The 14,788-nt window shown below is 70.0% G+C and carries 13 protein-coding genes; 5 read left to right on the forward strand and 8 right to left on the reverse strand.

Annotation, left to right across the window (positions count from 1 at the left end):
* The first annotated feature begins 125 nt into the window (after positions 1 to 125).
* Positions 126 to 1,355, forward strand: coding sequence for a sigma factor-like helix-turn-helix DNA-binding protein (locus ON21_RS17150; protein WP_039799095.1), 1,230 nt, complete (start codon positions 126 to 128; stop codon positions 1,353 to 1,355).
* On the opposite strand, the gene ON21_RS17155 is transcribed toward ON21_RS17150, so the two are convergent.
* Positions 1,321 to 2,265: a hypothetical protein gene (locus ON21_RS17155; protein WP_245562635.1), complete on the reverse strand. Its 945-nt coding sequence runs from the start codon at positions 2,263 to 2,265 to the stop codon at positions 1,321 to 1,323. The genes ON21_RS17150 and ON21_RS17155 overlap by 35 nt on opposite strands.
* Positions 2,266 to 2,789: 524 nt before the next feature.
* Between ON21_RS17155 and ON21_RS17160 the strand changes: the two genes are divergently transcribed.
* Positions 2,790 to 3,833, forward strand: a complete 1,044-nt coding sequence (locus tag ON21_RS17160; RefSeq protein ID WP_039799098.1) for a hypothetical protein — start codon at positions 2,790 to 2,792, stop codon at positions 3,831 to 3,833.
* Here ON21_RS17160 and ON21_RS17165 read toward each other — a convergent pair.
* The 3 genes from ON21_RS17165 to ON21_RS17175 all read right to left on the reverse strand — a co-directional run bounded on the left by ON21_RS17165 (position 3,800) and on the right by ON21_RS17175 (position 8,026).
* Positions 3,800 to 4,771 carry a LysR family transcriptional regulator gene (locus ON21_RS17165; RefSeq protein WP_086006433.1) on the reverse strand — a complete coding sequence of 324 codons (972 nt, stop codon included), beginning with the start codon at positions 4,769 to 4,771 and terminating at the stop codon, positions 3,800 to 3,802. The two genes, ON21_RS17160 and ON21_RS17165, sit on opposite strands and share 34 nt — an antisense overlap.
* Positions 4,772 to 5,181: 410 nt before the next feature.
* Positions 5,182 to 6,735: a flavin-containing monooxygenase gene (locus ON21_RS17170; protein ID WP_083880683.1), complete on the reverse strand. Its 1,554-nt coding sequence runs from the start codon at positions 6,733 to 6,735 to the stop codon at positions 5,182 to 5,184.
* A gap of 58 nt (positions 6,736 to 6,793) precedes the next feature.
* Positions 6,794 to 8,026: a cytochrome P450 family protein gene (locus ON21_RS17175; protein ID WP_039799099.1), complete on the reverse strand. Its 1,233-nt coding sequence runs from the start codon at positions 8,024 to 8,026 to the stop codon at positions 6,794 to 6,796.
* Positions 8,027 to 8,191: 165 nt separating this feature from the next.
* Here ON21_RS17175 and ON21_RS17180 point away from each other — a divergent pair, with 165 nt between their 5' ends.
* On the forward strand, positions 8,192 to 9,421 hold the full coding sequence (locus ON21_RS17180) for an MFS transporter (RefSeq protein ID WP_039799100.1): 1,230 nt from the start codon (positions 8,192 to 8,194) through the stop codon (positions 9,419 to 9,421).
* 22 nt (positions 9,422 to 9,443) lie between these two features.
* Here the strand turns inward: ON21_RS17180 and ON21_RS35885 are convergent, their stop codons facing one another.
* Positions 9,444 to 10,550, reverse strand: coding sequence for a CE1 family esterase (locus ON21_RS35885; RefSeq protein ID WP_157170865.1), 1,107 nt, complete (start codon positions 10,548 to 10,550; stop codon positions 9,444 to 9,446).
* A gap of 135 nt (positions 10,551 to 10,685) precedes the next feature.
* Between ON21_RS35885 and ON21_RS17190 the strand changes: the two genes are divergently transcribed.
* Positions 10,686 to 11,225: a GNAT family N-acetyltransferase gene (locus ON21_RS17190; protein WP_174372177.1), complete on the forward strand. Its 540-nt coding sequence runs from the start codon at positions 10,686 to 10,688 to the stop codon at positions 11,223 to 11,225.
* A 7-nt stretch (positions 11,226 to 11,232) separates the two neighbouring features.
* Here the strand turns inward: ON21_RS17190 and ON21_RS17195 are convergent, their stop codons facing one another.
* The 3 genes from ON21_RS17195 to zapE all read right to left on the reverse strand — a co-directional run bounded on the left by ON21_RS17195 (position 11,233) and on the right by zapE (position 13,915).
* Positions 11,233 to 11,985 carry an alpha/beta fold hydrolase gene (locus tag ON21_RS17195; protein WP_039799118.1) on the reverse strand — a complete coding sequence of 251 codons (753 nt, stop codon included), beginning with the start codon at positions 11,983 to 11,985 and terminating at the stop codon, positions 11,233 to 11,235.
* Between the two features lie 55 nt (positions 11,986 to 12,040).
* Positions 12,041 to 12,823 carry a tyrosine-protein phosphatase gene (locus ON21_RS17200; RefSeq protein ID WP_039799101.1) on the reverse strand — a complete coding sequence of 261 codons (783 nt, stop codon included), beginning with the start codon at positions 12,821 to 12,823 and terminating at the stop codon, positions 12,041 to 12,043.
* A gap of 75 nt (positions 12,824 to 12,898) precedes the next feature.
* On the reverse strand, positions 12,899 to 13,915 hold the full coding sequence (zapE, locus tag ON21_RS17205) for a cell division protein ZapE (protein ID WP_039799102.1): 1,017 nt from the start codon (positions 13,913 to 13,915) through the stop codon (positions 12,899 to 12,901).
* 35 nt (positions 13,916 to 13,950) lie between these two features.
* On the opposite strand from zapE, the gene ON21_RS17210 reads away from it, so the two are divergent.
* On the forward strand, positions 13,951 to 14,712 hold the full coding sequence (locus ON21_RS17210; protein WP_039799120.1) for a pyrimidine reductase family protein: 762 nt from the start codon (positions 13,951 to 13,953) through the stop codon (positions 14,710 to 14,712).
* The last annotated feature ends 76 nt before the right edge of the window (positions 14,713 to 14,788 follow it).

The following is a 14,788-nucleotide window of genomic DNA, read 5'->3' on the forward strand; positions in this document are numbered from 1 at the left end:
TCGCACCACACCAGTTCCAGCGCGGCGATTGCCAGGGAACCATCGTGGCCGGCGTGGGGTCCGGTGTCGGTGGGTGGGGATACGCTGTGGCGCACAGTGCCGGAGCCGAGTCAGGGGGTTGTCGCGTGACGATCAGTGCGGAGGTCGCGCAGGGCGCGGCGCCGGATGGCGACGATCCCGACTCGCTCGATCTGCGCGACGACATCTCGTTCGAACTCGAAGAGGTCAACGAGGTGCTCGGGGAGTTGATCGCGATGCGCGCCGACCAGAAGGCCAAGGACGGCGACCTGCTGCGGGCTCGCCTCGGGGTCGGTGGAGACAAGCCCGAGACGCTGGCCCGGATCGGCGCCCGTTACGACCTTTCCCGCGACCGGGTGCGGCAACTGCACACCAAAGCGGTAGGGCAGATGATCCGGATGGCGCAGCTGTCCGGGCATCGCGCCGCCGCCGTCCTGTCCGCGCGCTATCCACTCGACGCCAGGGATCGGCAACTCACGCGGGCCCTACTGGTGGAGACGTACGCGACCGACACCGATATCGCCGCGACCGAGCTGTCGTACCTGAAGCTACGGCTGGCCGGGCACGCGGCCGAGGACGCCAAGCGGATCGCCGGATTCGTCACCCAGCGCATCGCGGCCTGGCAGAAGAAGACCAACCGGCGCTTGGCGAAACTGCACGACGCCGAGCCGCGCGCGACCAGTCAGCTGAACCCGTGGTTGGGGCAGGTCGATTGGCCCCGCGCCCGCGCGGCGGCCGCGATCCCGACCGCATCCGCGCGCACCGTGGACAGCGACGACGACGGCCGCGGACGCTTCTACCTGGACAAGGTCGGTCGCGACGTGCCGTTCGACTCCGGTTTGGAGGCCAGGCTGCTGTGGATTCTCAACGCCAGCGATCTGGTCGAGACCTTCCTCGAACAGCCCGCGGCGGTCGTCTACGAGCTCGACGGCACCGAGCGGGTGCACTATCCGAGCATCGTCGCGCGGCTCACCGACGGACGCACGGTGTTGATCGACGTCGCGCCGCTGGGCCATGTCGGCTTCCACGTGAACGTCGTCAAATCCGCCGCCGCGCGGGCACACGCGCACGCCAACGGCTGGGGCTGGCTGGTGTGGACCGGCAGCCGCATCGGCGTCCCGGATCTGCGCGCCCGCCCCGTCGACGCCGCCGGTGAGCTGATGCTGCGCGAACTCGTCGAGCGCGGCCCCGTGCACTGGGCCGCGCTGCGTGAGGTACGCGCGAAGACCGGCCTGGAGCTGCTGGACTTCCTCGCGCTGGTGCTGCGCCACGAATGGCGGTGGGACCGGGCGCCGTTCCGGCTCAGCGCACCACCATCGCCGCCGCCAGGAACGTGACGATCAGCAGCATCGCGCAGATGGTGATCAACTGCCAGCGGCCGATGGCCACCTCGAGATTGGCGATCGTGTTGCGCAGGGCTTTGTCGAGCCGGTCGTGATCGGCGATCGTGCGCTGGGCGACGGCGAGCGCGTCGGCCCGTTCCTGCGCCGCCTGCTCCGCGCGCTCCAGTCGCGTGGTCATCTTCAGCAGGTGTTTCTGCTTGTCGCGCAAGGCTTTCCGAGCCACAGCCAGCGACGTGCGCTGGTTCACCAACTCCTGGCGCTGCCGGGCGATCACCGTGGCCTGCGTCTTCGTGTGGTACTCCCAGTCGGTCACGGTGGCCCAGCCTCCTGTCCTCTCGTCCCGATAGCCCCAGACGTACTCGCCGCGCACCCAGCCTGCGATGAACTCGCGCAGCTCGACCGGCTCCCGCCGCGGCGCCGCCATCGCGTGCTCGGTGTCCAGCACGCCGGTGACCGCGCGGTAATCACACGCGGCGGGCGCGAAATCCGCGATGCCGAGAGCATGCAGGTACGGCACCCAGTAACCGGGCGGACACAGCCACAACACGTCCGTACAGCCCTCGGCGCGCAGCCGCTCGGTGTGCTCCTGAGCGAGTCCACGCTCCAAGGGCCCGCTGCGCACCTCGATCGCGTATACCCGGTCACCCTTGCGCCAGTACACGTCCACCGGCAATGTCCCGATGCGCCGATCCACTTCGGCCTCGTCGGCTCCGTAGGCGAGCAACCTGCCGCACAACCAGTATTTGAGCCGCCGCATATCCCACTGGGCGGCGGAACATTCCGGGCACCCGCATGCGTACCCGGTCGTCGACCCGCGGCTACGGCCGGAAGCCTCTCCGATACCCAGCTCGGCGAGCATCGCTCGGCGCCCGCAGGCGATCTCCGCCCGCTGCTTCGTTCTCACGCGACCACTCCCCTGCACAAACCACCGCAGGCCCGGCGACCTACGCCATAGATCAAGAGTGCGTCAGACTCGGCTACCTCGCCAGCCCCGTTCACCCCGCGCTCGGGTGTGCCACACGCGTGGTCGATCGGCGGAATCGGCGTTGTACTCTGCGGCACAAGGACTTTCATCATGCCACGGAGCGGCGGCGGGTACTGCGGGAACGGCGCATTGACTGTTGCCGCCATCCCGCGACGCGCCCGGGGTCTCGGGCGGCTCGGCGACGCCGGGCCCCACGGAGCGCGGAGTCGCGGCGAACCCGATTCACGCGGATAATGACCGATCAGATGCGTCGGCCGGTTTCCGGACAAACCGGGTCGCCGCGTAATCCGCCTGCAGGGGGCCGAATCCGGAGGCCTAGGCTGCTTCGGTCAGGTCATCGATCGATGCACCGCCGAATCTTCGCGAACCGCGGATGTCCAACTGGACGGATAGAATCGTCCGGCCGAGTGCGAGCTGGGCCGATACGGGGAAGTGGGTATTGGATGGAGCACGGTCAGCAGACCGGCGAGTCGATCGGCGCGATGTTGGCGAGTGTCGCGTCGGCGCTCCGAGAGGTCAGCGAGAAGCTCGACGCGGTGGCGGCGCGGATCGATGGTGCGCAGGCCGTGGTGAGCGAACCGAGCGTCGAGGGGCGGTTGGCCAAGCTCGAGGCGTGGGCTTTCCGTGCCGGACAGGACATCTCGGGTCTCGATGCCAGAGTGGAGCGCCTGGAATCAGGTGACGACCCGGCGCAGGAGGACCGGCAAACGGCGGCGCAACGCCCGCTACCCCGGGCCGCCGCGGGGCGATCGAACGCGCGCAGACCGGAGCACGGCGGCGCCGAAACCGCGGCGCGGAAGAGCGACTCCCGCGAACCGGCCGGTGCCAGGAACGGCGCGCAACCGCAGAGCACACCGCGAGAGCCGGTGCACGCGGCCGCGGAACCGAGTGCCGCTGCGCAGTTCACCCCGCAGGCCGAGGCCGCGCTCAGCGCGCTCGATCCGAACGCCACCTCCGGGCCGGGCTTCACCGCGCCCCGCGACCCGGCGTCGACCTTCACCGCCCCGCCCCCGCGTGAGCCGGCTTTCACCACTCCGGTCCAGCGGGAGCCGGTATCCCCCTTCACCGCGCCGACCCCGCGCGACCCGGGCACTGGACGACAGGAGACGTTCACCGGCTCGCGCGAACCCGCCACCTCGTACTCCTCCGGTGAGAGCGCCGCGTACGAGAGCATCGTCGCGTCCACCTCGAGCACAACCCACGGCGGCGCGGAGAACGGGACGCCCCCCGAGACCGCGAGCGTCGGCCTCACCGGCGCGCACCGCGCCGGCGACGACGACCGGACGCCGGTCGAGAACACGCACGTGGACAAGCTGCAAGCCATGCTGGACGAACTCAAGCGCACGGCGGCGGCTCCACTGGGCCGCTCCGACCTCTTCGGGTCCGCACCGGGCGAGTCGACCACGAACGGATATCAGTCCGAGCGCACCGAGTCGCAGCGTCGACCGGCCGACTACCGGCTGTCCAGCCCGCCCCCGGTGTCCTGAAGGACCCTGGCGCGTCGCCGCTTCGGCGGACGCGCCGCCGCGGACGAACGCAGCAGGATCTGCTGAACGAGATCGCGCAGCCAGCGATGGCCCCCATCAGCGGTGTTGCGCGGATGCCACGCCATCCCGATGGCGACCTCGGGCAACGGCAGCGGTATCTCGAACGCGCTCAATCCGATCGCGGGCAGCGTGGCGGCGCTCAGCAGCGCGGGCGCGGAGCAGACCAGGTCGCTGCCGCGCACGGCGAACAGCGCGCTGGTCAGCGTCGGCACCGTCGCGACCACTCGCCGGGTGCGACCGTGCAGGGCGAGGCGGTCGTCGATCGGGCCGTGCGATCGGCCGGTGCGCGAAATGCTCAGGTGTGGCGCGGCGGCGTACGCGGCGACGGTGACGCGATCGGTGACCAGCGGATGGTCGGCGGCAGCGACTCCGATCAGGCGGTCGGTGATCACTCTGCGGACGGTGGTCTCCGGGTCGGTGTGGTCGATCACACCGACCTCCAGGTCGACGCGTCCGTCGCGCAACGCGGCGGTGCCCTCCAGAATGTCCGGCAGGAAGCGCAACGTCACGCCCGGCGCTTGGGCCCGCACCGCGGACAGCAGGGGCCCGGCCAGCTCGGTGAGCACCATATCGCCCGCCTGTACCGCGAACGTCCGGCGCAGTGCCGCGGGGTCGAGGTCGTCGCGGGGCGTCAGCAGCGCGCGTCCCTGCTCGACCAGGGTGCTGACCTCGTAACGCAATTCCAGTGCGCGCGGCGTCGGCACCAGGTTGCGACCGGCGCGCACGAGCAGCGGGTCGCCGAGCACGTCACGCAATCTGGCCAGCGTCCGGCTCATCGCGGGTGGCGAGGTGTGTAGGCGCTCCGCGGCCAGGGTGACGCTGTTGGTGTCCAGCAATGCGTCGAGGGCCACGAGGAGATTCATGTCCAGCGCTTCCACCCTTGGATTATCGCCAACGCAAACCGCGCCCCTCGGTATTGCGCGCGCGATAACCGGGGCGAGTCCTACCCGAGCGCCGCCGCCGGAGAATCGTCGACGAAACCGAGGAGCGGTCGAGGAAGTCATCGCTGCGGACACGGTGGCGTCGCGAGCGTCCGACCTGGCGATATGCCCTGCCACGTCGGCCGCGCAGCCGCGTACAGTTCTCGCCGAGCACGCTGGAGACCGCGAAGCCGGGTTGGTCACCGCACCGCCCGGCACGATTCGCTGGGCGCCACCCGCCGATTTCGGCAGTCGCTGCAAGTGTGCGCAGGCGGTCACCCAGCCGCGGCCACGTCCGGCACCGCGGATGGAGAGCTCCCTACCCGCCGGGTGAGCGGACCGCCATCGTCCGGAAAGGACCGGGACGCCTAATGGCTGACCCGGCCGCTCTCACCCTCGTACGGAAGCAGCTCCGCCTCGATCGGCGCGGCCGGATGTGCCACCGGCCCCGGCTTGTGGCGGCCCGCCAGTCCCCGGTACGACTCCGGCTTGATCCGGCGGAACACCTGTGCCACGCGGGTGTGCAGCGGCAGGCGGAACTTCAGGTCGGCGAGCATCTCATCGATGTTCTGGATGGAGAACGGGACGACCGCCGTGCCGTGCGCGTGGCGGCCGTGCGTGCGTTCCTCCATCCAGCGCAGGCGGGCGTCGATTTCCTCGTCGAGTTCGTCGGTGGGCGGCAGAACGAGCCTGCCGGTGAGCAGCGCGGCGGTCCAGTGCGCGGAAACTTCGGCGTTCAGCGTGCTGATCACCGAGGAGTTGTAGCCGGCGAAGGTGAGATTGGGGACCTCCAACGGCAGGATCTGGCGGTGCAGGCGGAAGTTGCCGTGCTCGTCGGTCAGCCTGCGCTGGACGTACGGCGTGAGGAAGGGCACGCGCTGCTGGAAACCGGTCGCGCAGATCACGACGTCGGCCTGCAACACCTGCCCGCTCGACAGCCGGATTCCCGGCGCCGCCTTCGGGCCGCCGCCCATCTCGGTGATCGTGGTGTCCCGGTGCACCGTGATACGTCCGTTGGCGACCTGCTCGTAGAAGCCTTCGCTCACGAGGCTGACGGTGCTCTCGGCGATCTCCTCGAACCGCCCGCCGGGCACCAGACCGAGTTCGCGCAGGTTCGAGTGCTTGGTGACGAGCTCCTGGATCAGGTCGAAGTTGCTGATCCGCACCGATTCGCCGGGGCCGTCCAGGAACCGGTCCATCCAGCGGGGCCGCAGGTAGTGGAAGTGCGCCTCGCCGAAGCGGGTGAGCATCAGCCGCTCGTAGTCGATCACCCGCGCCAGCTTGCGCGGCATCTTCCAGAACAGCCGCCGAGCCACCACCGAGGTGGACGCCGCGACCTCGCTCACCGCGGTGGCGATGTCACAGGCGGACTTGCCGTAGCCGACCACGACGACCGACTTGCCGCGCACCGATTCCAGATCGGTGAACTCCGAGGAGTGGCACAAGCGCCCGCCCGCCGCGCGGAACCAGTCGGCGCCGCGGTACTCCGGCATCGCGGGTTCGCTGAAAACGCCGTTGGCGATCACCAGGTGGTCGCACGAGGCCCGATGGATTCCGCTCTCATCGCGAATCTCCAGCAACCAGCCGCTGTCCACCGGGTCGGCGGCGACCACCTCGGTGCCCAACCGCAGGTGCTCGGTCACCCCGAAGTGCTCGGCGTAGGCGGCCAGATAGGCCTGCATGTGCTGCCCGTCGAGGACGCGCGGGTAGTCGCCGGGCATCGGGAAGTCGGAGAAGTGATATGTGTCCTTGGAGTTCTGCGTCTGCAGTCCCGGGTATCGCCGGGTCGCGCTCCACACACCACCGACATCGGGTGCACGGTCGAAAACCTCGACCGGAAAACCCGCCTGTTTCAGCACTTTCGCGCAGGCGAGACCTGCGATACCCGCACCGACGATCCCGATGCGGCTTCCGCTTGTCATGCGCGAGAGATTACGTCGCCAGCGGCGCACAGCAAAGTCGGTCGACCGAATCCGCTCTTCAGCGCACTGCCGGCGTACCCACCGGAACGACGGGAATCTCGAGCAGCCCACGGATCAGGATGCTCTCCCGCCACCGCAGGTCCGCGTCGTCGACGGCGGGCCGCAGCAGCCGATAGCGCCGCACCAGCCGGGTCAGCGCGATGCGGGCCTCCAGCCTGGCCAGTGCCGCCCCGAGGCAGTAGTGGATGCCGTGGCCGAAGGCCAGGTGGCCGTTCGCGCCGCGGGCCGGGTCGAACGCCGCGGGCGCGGCGAAGTGCCGCTCGTCGCGGTTGGCCGACGCCACCGAGACCAGCACCAGCTCCCCCGCCGGGATGACGCCGTCGGCAAGGTGGACCGGCGCGGCGGTGTACCGCAAGGTCGCCACGTTGACCGGACCGTTGTAGCGCAGCGTCTCCTCCACCAGCGGTGTGACGCCCGCCGGATCGTCGCGCAGGGCCAGGTAACGGGCGGGATCGGCGAGCAGTTCCAGCACGGCGTTGCCGATCAGGTTCACCGTGGTCTCGTGGCCCGCGACCAGGATCAGGAAGGCCATGGAGATCAGTTCGTCGTGGCTGAGCCGGTCCCCCTCCTCGGTGGCGAGGAGCAACTGCGAGATGAGATCCTCGCCCGGCCCCTCCGCGCGCCGCCGGGCGACCAATTCGTCGAAGTAGTCGACGATGGCGTCGGTCGCGGTGCGCATGGCCTCCGGCGTGGACATCGGTGTGTCGACCACGGCCGCGGACCACTCGCGGAAGCGGGCGCGGTCTTCGACCGGCACACCGAGCAGTTCGCAGATCACCGTGATCGGCAGCGGGAACGCGTACTCCGCGAGCAGGTCGACCGGCCCGGCGCCCGCCGTCCGATCGATCGCGTCGAGCAGATCGTCCGCGATCGCCACGATCCGTGGTGCGAGCGCCTCCATCCGCGCGGGTGCGAACGCCGGGGTGACGAGCTTGCGCAACCGTGCGTGCCGCGGCGGGTCGGAGTTGAGCAGATGGTGGCTCAGGCGCTGGTTGACCGCCGTGAGGCCGCTGCCGCCCGCGGCCGCTCGCCGCGCGTGCGCGCCTGCCGGATCGTGTGGGTCCTTGCGGACGTCGGGATGACGCAGCACCTGTTTGGCGGCGTCGTAGTCGACTACGAGCCAGGCGCGCACACCGGTGCGCAACCGGATCCGATGCACCGGCCCCTCGGCGCGCAACTGCTGGTAGAAGGCATGCGGCGTGCGAAAGAAATCCGCGGGCAGCTCTCTCATCGGTTCCCCCTCTGTTCACGAGTGTCGTTGCGGCCCTTCGATGGTGACACCGATCACGGATCACGGCCAGGCCGCGGCACAGGACCATCCCGTGCGATCGGCGTTGTCCATCGTCGCGTCCCGGCCCGGCGCGCATCGTCGTCCGGGTCCGGCTACCCTGCGCCAATGAGTTCGATCGCGCCCGTCCTGCGGCGCGCCCGGATCGCGAACTCGTTCGCGTTCGGCGCACAGGGCTTCTTCCTCGCCGTCGTGCTGACCGAATTGCCGCAGCAAAAGGAGCGTTTCGGGCTGTCGGACGGGGTGATCGCCGTCTCGGTGGTGCTGATCTCGTTGCTGGCGGGCGGCGGCAGCGTCCTGGCGGAGCGGCTGGCGCTGCGCTGGTCCAGCCGTGCGGCGGTGCGGATCGGGCTGCTGCTCGTGGCCGTCACCGGCTCGGCGGCGGCCTTCGCGCCGAACACGCCGCTGCTGGTGGCCGCGCTCGGTTGCTACGGGATCGCGGTCGGCATCGTCGACGCGAGCACCAACATGCAGGCGGTGTTCGTCCAGCACGGGTACGGGACGTTCATCCTGTCGTCGTTCTACGCCGCGTGGAGCGCCGGAACGATCGCCGGGGCACTGTTCGTCTCGGGGTGCGAGGCGCTGGAGGTGACGCTGCGCGAATCGCTGCTCGCGGCCGCGGCGATCGTTCTGCTGCTCGGCTGGGCGCTCGGACGAGGACTGCTCGGCGCGCGGGATGCGGAGACGAGTCCGGCCGAGGCCGCCGCGCCCGGCTCCTCCGTCGCGCTGCGCGCGTACCTGGGATTCGGGATCGCGATGGCATTCGTCTTCGCCGTCGACCTGGCGGTGGGCAACTGGTCGGCCTTGTACCTCACCGACGACCTACTCGCGGGCTCGGCGACCGCGGCGCTCGCCTTCGCCGCGTATCAGGGGACGTCGCTGGTCGCCCGGATCGCCGGCGATTCGCTGGTGCGCCGTTTCGGTGCCCGCCCTGTGGTGCGGGCCGCCGCGGGCACGGGATTCCTCGGTCTGACACTCGTGGTGGCCGCGCCGAGTCCGGCGGTCGCGATCGCGGGCTTCCTCGTCGCGGGCGCGGGACTGCCCGTGATCGCACCGCTGTGTTTCAGCGCGGCCGGGCAGCTCGCGGCCGGACGGGAACTCGACGCACTGATCGCGCGTCTCAACCTGTTCAACTACGCGGGGACCTTGCTCGGCGGCGGCGTGGTCGGCGCGGTCGCGGCAGGCGCAGGACACCGCGCGGGCTTCGTGATCCCGCTGCTGTTCGCGCTGGCCCTGATCGCGCTCTCGCGCGTCTTCCGCTCTCATCGGGTCGCGAGCGCGGCCTCTCCGCAACAAAGGCTGGATCAGCCCACGGAGCTCGGTCCTACCGCGGGATGAGTCGCGGCGGGCGGTAGGACGATCAGCGGTGCGGCGGACCTTCCAGCGGATGCGCCCGGAAGAAGTCCCACATGATCCGGTCGGCACTGATCGACGTGGTGGTGGCACCGACAAGAGGCACGGGCGACACCACGGAAGGGTTGCCGGGCCAGGTGTGACCGCCCTCGATGATCGAGTAGAGTTCGACCGAACCCGCCGCCGGGCACGGATAGCTCGACAGCGTCACGTCGGGAGCGATCTGCCGCTGCACCGGCTCGGCTCCGCACCCGTTCCGGCGCGCCCATGCCGCGGTTTGCGCCGGAATGCTCTCCGGGCCCGGCCCTTCGATCACCGGGCGGCCCGTCCCGGCGTCCGGTTGCACGACCGAACCCGAGCCGTCCGGAGACGGCAGGAACCGGGCGTTCGGCCCCGTGCCTCCGGTGTAGGCGATGATCGGGTCAGCGGTGCCGTGAAACGCGACCACGGGTACCGGACGTTCGGTGCGGCACCATGCGAAATCCTGCAGACCCGCCACCGGAGCGATCGCCGCGATCCGTCCCGACAGCTGACATGCCAGCGACGAGGTGGTGAAGGCGCCCATCGACAGGCCGGTGACATAGATCCGGCGCTGGTCGACGCACAGCGACGACTCGACGTGGGACATCAGGTCGGACAGGAAGGCGATGTCGCCGCTGCCCTCGCCGAAGTCCCATCGCGGTAGGCCTGGTTGCTCGAGCTGCGGGGTGATCGTCACGAAGCGCTCTACGGCCCCCAGCAGACTGATTCCGCTGCCGACGTGTTCGAGTTCCGCGGGCTCGAGGTAACCGTGCAGATCGAAAACGACCGGTGTGGGCCGCCCCGCCTCGGTGACGGGGACGTCCTGGATGTAGGTGCCCGCCTCGTCCCCGGCGGCGAAGCGCAGCGTCGATCGTCCCGGCGCGGCGGCGGGCGCGGCGCACCCGGCGGAGGCGACGGGAGCGGGCGATGTCTCCTGTTCGTCTGCCCCTGCCGTGCCCGCGCTCGATGTGAGCGCGCAAGCCGCCACGACGGCGGTTACGACAGCGCCCGCTACGCCGCGCGCGCCGATCTTCCGCCGAGGCACACCGGGAACGCGACCCGAACGTGCGCGTTCGACGAAGTTGGAAACCATGTTCTGAAGCATGAGAAGAATGTCGCATCCGAACGAGAGTTGCCGTAGGCCTTTCCCGTCGATCCGTCGGCGCGGGAACCGGGCCTGATCTGCACACCACCGGTGGCGACGCCGTTCGTATGCTCTGATGGAGCCATGAGCAACATCCCAGTCATCGTCGACCGGGCCGGGCTGTGGGACGCGGAAGCGCTGAGTGACGTTGCCGCGGCGACTTTTCCGCTCGCGTGCCCGCCGGACGCGACAGCCGACGACATCGAGGTCTTCGTCGGCGAGGTCCTGTCGGGCGAACGATTCGGCGAATATCTGAGCGATCCGGCGCGGATCGTGCTCAAGGCCGTCGCGGACGAGGACATCGTCGGTTACGCGATGTTGATCACGGATGGCCGGGCGGACCCGGCGGTGGCCGAGCCGGCCGGGCCGCACCCGATGGTGGAGATCAGCAAGATGTACGTGCTGCCCGGCCATCACGGCACCGGGGTATCCACCGCGCTGATGAACGCCGCGCTGGATTGGGCGCGCGCCGAGGGATATCCGGGCGTCTGGCTCGGCGTCAACCAGGAGAACGTTCGCGCGCAGCGCTTCTACGCCAAACACGGTTTCACCGAGGTCGGCACCAGGACGTTCACCGTGGGCAACCAGGTGCATCACGACTACGTGCTGCGGCTGGACTTCTAGCCCCGTCTCAGCGCAGGAAATCGACGAGCGCCGTGTGGAACGCTGGGTTCGGCACCGCCATCAGGTGATCGCCGGGCACCACGGCGAGTTCACCGTTCGGCAGGGCGGCGGCGAGTCGCTCCGGTTCGGCGGCGAACGGATCGTCTTCGCCCGCCAGCACCAGTGCGGGCACGGTGATGTCCGCCAGCGTCTCGATGGGACGATCGTCCAGACCCGTCGCGACCGCGCGGATGGCTTCCACATCGGCCTGTACCGCGTCGGCGAGCACGCGGAACATCTTCGCGGTCGGCGACGCGCCCGCGCCGTCTCCGGTCATCGCGGCCTGCAGATCGGGCAGGTCGATCACCCGGCGATCGACGCCGCCGCAGTCCAGCACGCCCGACCCGATACCGCCGACGGCCAGCCGCCGCACCCGCCGGTCGGTCGCGGCCACCATCAGCGAGATCACCCCGCCCATCGAGTACCCGACCTGCACGACTTCGTCGAATTCCAACTCGTCGTAGAGGGCGCGAACGTCACGCGCCATGGCCTGCCACGAGTAGCGCGTCGCGTCGTGCGGCTTGCCGGAACGACCGTGACCGCGCGCGTCCAGCGAGACCACGGTGTGCCCGGCGGATTGCAAGGCGGCGACCACACCGGTGCTCATCCAGTTCGCGTTGGTATCCGCGACCACTCCGTGCTGCAGCACGACCGGGACGCCCTCGCCCTCCCATACCCGGTAATTGAGTTCCAGGCCGTCCCATGTCTCAAACTTCGCCATGCCGGGATCGTAGTGCACGACCGCCGAGGGCGCCGCTCGATCGGGACGCCCGTGCTCAGCCCAGCAGACGGGTCCGCAGGGCCGCGATATCGCCGTCGCTGAGTCGCAGGCCGTCACGGACGTAGGCGTCGAAACTGCCGTAGGTCCGGCTCACCTGGTCGAAGGCGGCGTCGAGCCAGGATTCCTGGACGCCGTTGAGCGGGTCGCCCTCGCTCGCGTTGCGGAATCGGTTGGACAGCAGGTAGTCCTCGGTGACCGTGGTGCGATCGACGCCGAGCAGCGTGAGCAGCACCGCCGCGGTCCAGCCGGTGCGGTCCTTGCCCGCGGTGCAGTGGAACAGCACCGCGCCGTCGGCGCCGATGATGTCGCGCAGCACCGATGCGAACGCCTCGTTCGCGCCGGGCGCGGTGACGAACGCCCGATAGAGCCCGTCGCCTCCGGTGAGCGTGGTGGCGATGACCTCCGGCGAAGCCTGGCCGATCACGTCGGCCCAGTGGGCCGTCGCGCCCGCGGGCAGCCGGTCCGGCCCGAGCGCGCGCTCGAAGACCGTGCGCAGGTCGTGGACCGAGCGCACGCGGCGATCGGTCAGCGCGGCCAGATCCTCCGGCGTGGCGTTGTTCAACTGCCCGGTCCGATACACCAGACCGGTGCGCACGATCCTGCCGTCGGTCGTGCGATACCCGCCGATGTCCCTGGCGTTCTGCACCCCCTGCAGGTGCAGGGACGGATCGGCGACGACGGCCGCGGGCGGGTCGGCCTGCGCGATGGCGGCTACCGGTCCGAAGGCGACCGCCAGACCGGTCGCCATCGCGACCGGGGCGCGGAAACGAGTGGCCATTCGGCTGCTCCAATCATCAGGTCTGCGGGGCTCGCCCACGTCTTCTCGCCGACCGACCAGGCCGGACCGGCATCGCTAGGCCGCGACCTCGAACCGCGACAGCGCGAGCAGGCGCGAGATGGCGCGCAGGTATTTCTTGCGGTAGCCGCCCTCGAGCATCTCGGCCGAGAAGATCTCGTCGAGTTTCGCGCCGGACACCGTCACCGGGACGCTCGCGTCGTAGAGCCGGTCGGCCAGTACCACGATGCGCAGCGCCACGGCCTGATCGGTGACCGGGTGCACGCCCGAGACGAACACCGACGACACCCCGGAGATCAGGGCGCCGTACTTCGACGGATGCAGCGTGCTGAGGTGTTTCAGCAGCGCGTCGAACTCGTCGAGGGTGGAACCCGGGGTGTTCGCCGCCCGTTCGGCCAGGATCTCCGGCGCCGTGGGTTCCGGCGCGGGGGGCAGGTCGCGGTGGCGGTAGTCCGGCCCGTCCACGCGCACCGCCTCGAAGATGGCGCCCAGCTTCTTGATCTCGCGCATGAAATCCTGTGCGGCGAAACGTCCTTCGCCGAGCTGACCCGGCAAGGTGTTCGATGTGGCCGCGATCGAGACACCGGCCGCGGACAGTTCGGTCAGCAGGCGCGAGACCAGCATGGTGTCGCCGGGATCGTCGAGCTCGAACTCGTCGATGCACAGCACGCTGTTGCCCGAGAGTCGCTCGAGGGCGTTGGCGAAACCGAGCGCGCCGACCAGATTGGTCAGCTCGCCGAACGTGCCGAAGGACTTCGGTGCGGGCGAGCTGTGGAAGATCGAGGCCAGCAGGTGCGTCTTGCCGACGCCGAATCCGCCGTCGAGATACAGCCCGGCACCGCTGACCTGCTTCTTCTTGCCGAAGATGCTCTTCTTGTGAGCGGCCCTGGTGATCTTGACGACCTGGTCGGCGAACCCCTCGGCCTTCTGCACGGCGGCCGCCTGGCTCGGCTCCTTCGGATCCGGGATGTAGGAGGCGAAGCTCACCTCGTCGAACATGGGCGGCGGCACCATCTGGGCGACGAGCTGATCGGCCGGGACCTCCGGGTGACGATCGACGAGGCGTTCTTGCATGGACGAAGCCTAAAGTCGTGGTGAGATCTGATTTCATGCAGCGTAGCCAGAATGCGATCCAGCTCACAGGGCTCGGCCCGGACGACCTCGCCCAGATGTACGCCTTCCCCGCCGCGCTCGACGCGCCTTGGGTCCGCGCCAATTTCGTCTCCAGCATCGACGGCGCCGCCACCAGCGGCAACCTGACCGAAGGACTGGGCACCCCGGCCGACCGGACGGTGTTCATGTTGCTGCGTGAGCTGGCGGAGGTGATCGTGGTCGGCGCGGGAACGGCGCGCGCGGAGAACTACGGCGGGGCGCGCACCGACCCGGCGCGCCGCCGCGCGTTCCACGAGCGCGGCATCGGCGGGCATCCCGACGGCGCGCCGCCGCCGATCGCGGTGGTCACGGCGAGCGCGGCGATCGACCCCGACGCGCGCCTGCTCACCGATACCCGGGTGCCGCCGCTGATCATCACGACGGCCACCGCTCCCGCCGACCGCAAGCGGCGGTTGGCGGACGCGGGCGCCGAGGTGATCGAAGCGGGTGACATCGCGGTGACGCCGGGCGGCCTGCTGCGGGTGCTCGCCGAGCGCGGCCTGCTGCGGGTGCTCACCGAGGGCGGCCCGCACCTGTTCGGCGAACTGCTGGAGGCCGACGTGGTCGACGAACTGTGCCTGACCACGGCGCCGCTGCTGGTCGGCGGGGCGGCGCGGCGAATCTCGCTGTCGGCGCACGAGTTCCGCGTCCGCATGACGCGCGCGCACGTGCTGCTGGACGACGACGGCACGATGCTCACGCGATGGGCCCGTCGATGAAAGAACCGCCCGAACCTGGCAGGCTGTAGCAATGCGCTGGACTCGGGCCGCCGTGCTTGCCGCCACCCTCTCGATC

The sequence above is a fragment of the Nocardia araoensis NBRC 100135 genome, assembly GCF_000308435.1.
Lineage (GTDB): Bacteria > Actinomycetota > Actinomycetes > Mycobacteriales > Mycobacteriaceae > Nocardia > Nocardia araoensis.

What these genes read in the sequence shown, in the direction of transcription:
- ON21_RS17160 (WP_039799098.1), top strand. Translation starts at nt 2,790, where the DNA reads ATGGAGCACGGTCAGCAGACCGGCGAGTCGATCGGCGCGATGTTGGCG.
- ON21_RS17170 (WP_083880683.1), bottom strand. Translation starts at nt 6,735, where the DNA reads ATGACAAGCGGAAGCCGCATCGGGATCGTCGGTGCGGGTATCGCAGGT.
- ON21_RS17175 (WP_039799099.1), bottom strand. Translation starts at nt 8,026, where the DNA reads ATGAGAGAGCTGCCCGCGGATTTCTTTCGCACGCCGCATGCCTTCTAC.
- ON21_RS17180 (WP_039799100.1), top strand. Translation starts at nt 8,192, where the DNA reads ATGAGTTCGATCGCGCCCGTCCTGCGGCGCGCCCGGATCGCGAACTCG.
- ON21_RS35885 (WP_157170865.1), bottom strand. Translation starts at nt 10,550, where the DNA reads ATGGTTTCCAACTTCGTCGAACGCGCACGTTCGGGTCGCGTTCCCGGT.
- ON21_RS17190 (WP_174372177.1), top strand. Translation starts at nt 10,686, where the DNA reads ATGAGCAACATCCCAGTCATCGTCGACCGGGCCGGGCTGTGGGACGCG.
- ON21_RS17195 (WP_039799118.1), bottom strand. Translation starts at nt 11,985, where the DNA reads ATGGCGAAGTTTGAGACATGGGACGGCCTGGAACTCAATTACCGGGTA.
- ON21_RS17200 (WP_039799101.1), bottom strand. Translation starts at nt 12,823, where the DNA reads ATGGCCACTCGTTTCCGCGCCCCGGTCGCGATGGCGACCGGTCTGGCG.
- zapE (WP_039799102.1), bottom strand. Translation starts at nt 13,915, where the DNA reads ATGCAAGAACGCCTCGTCGATCGTCACCCGGAGGTCCCGGCCGATCAG.
- ON21_RS17210 (WP_039799120.1), top strand. Translation starts at nt 13,951, where the DNA reads ATGCAGCGTAGCCAGAATGCGATCCAGCTCACAGGGCTCGGCCCGGAC.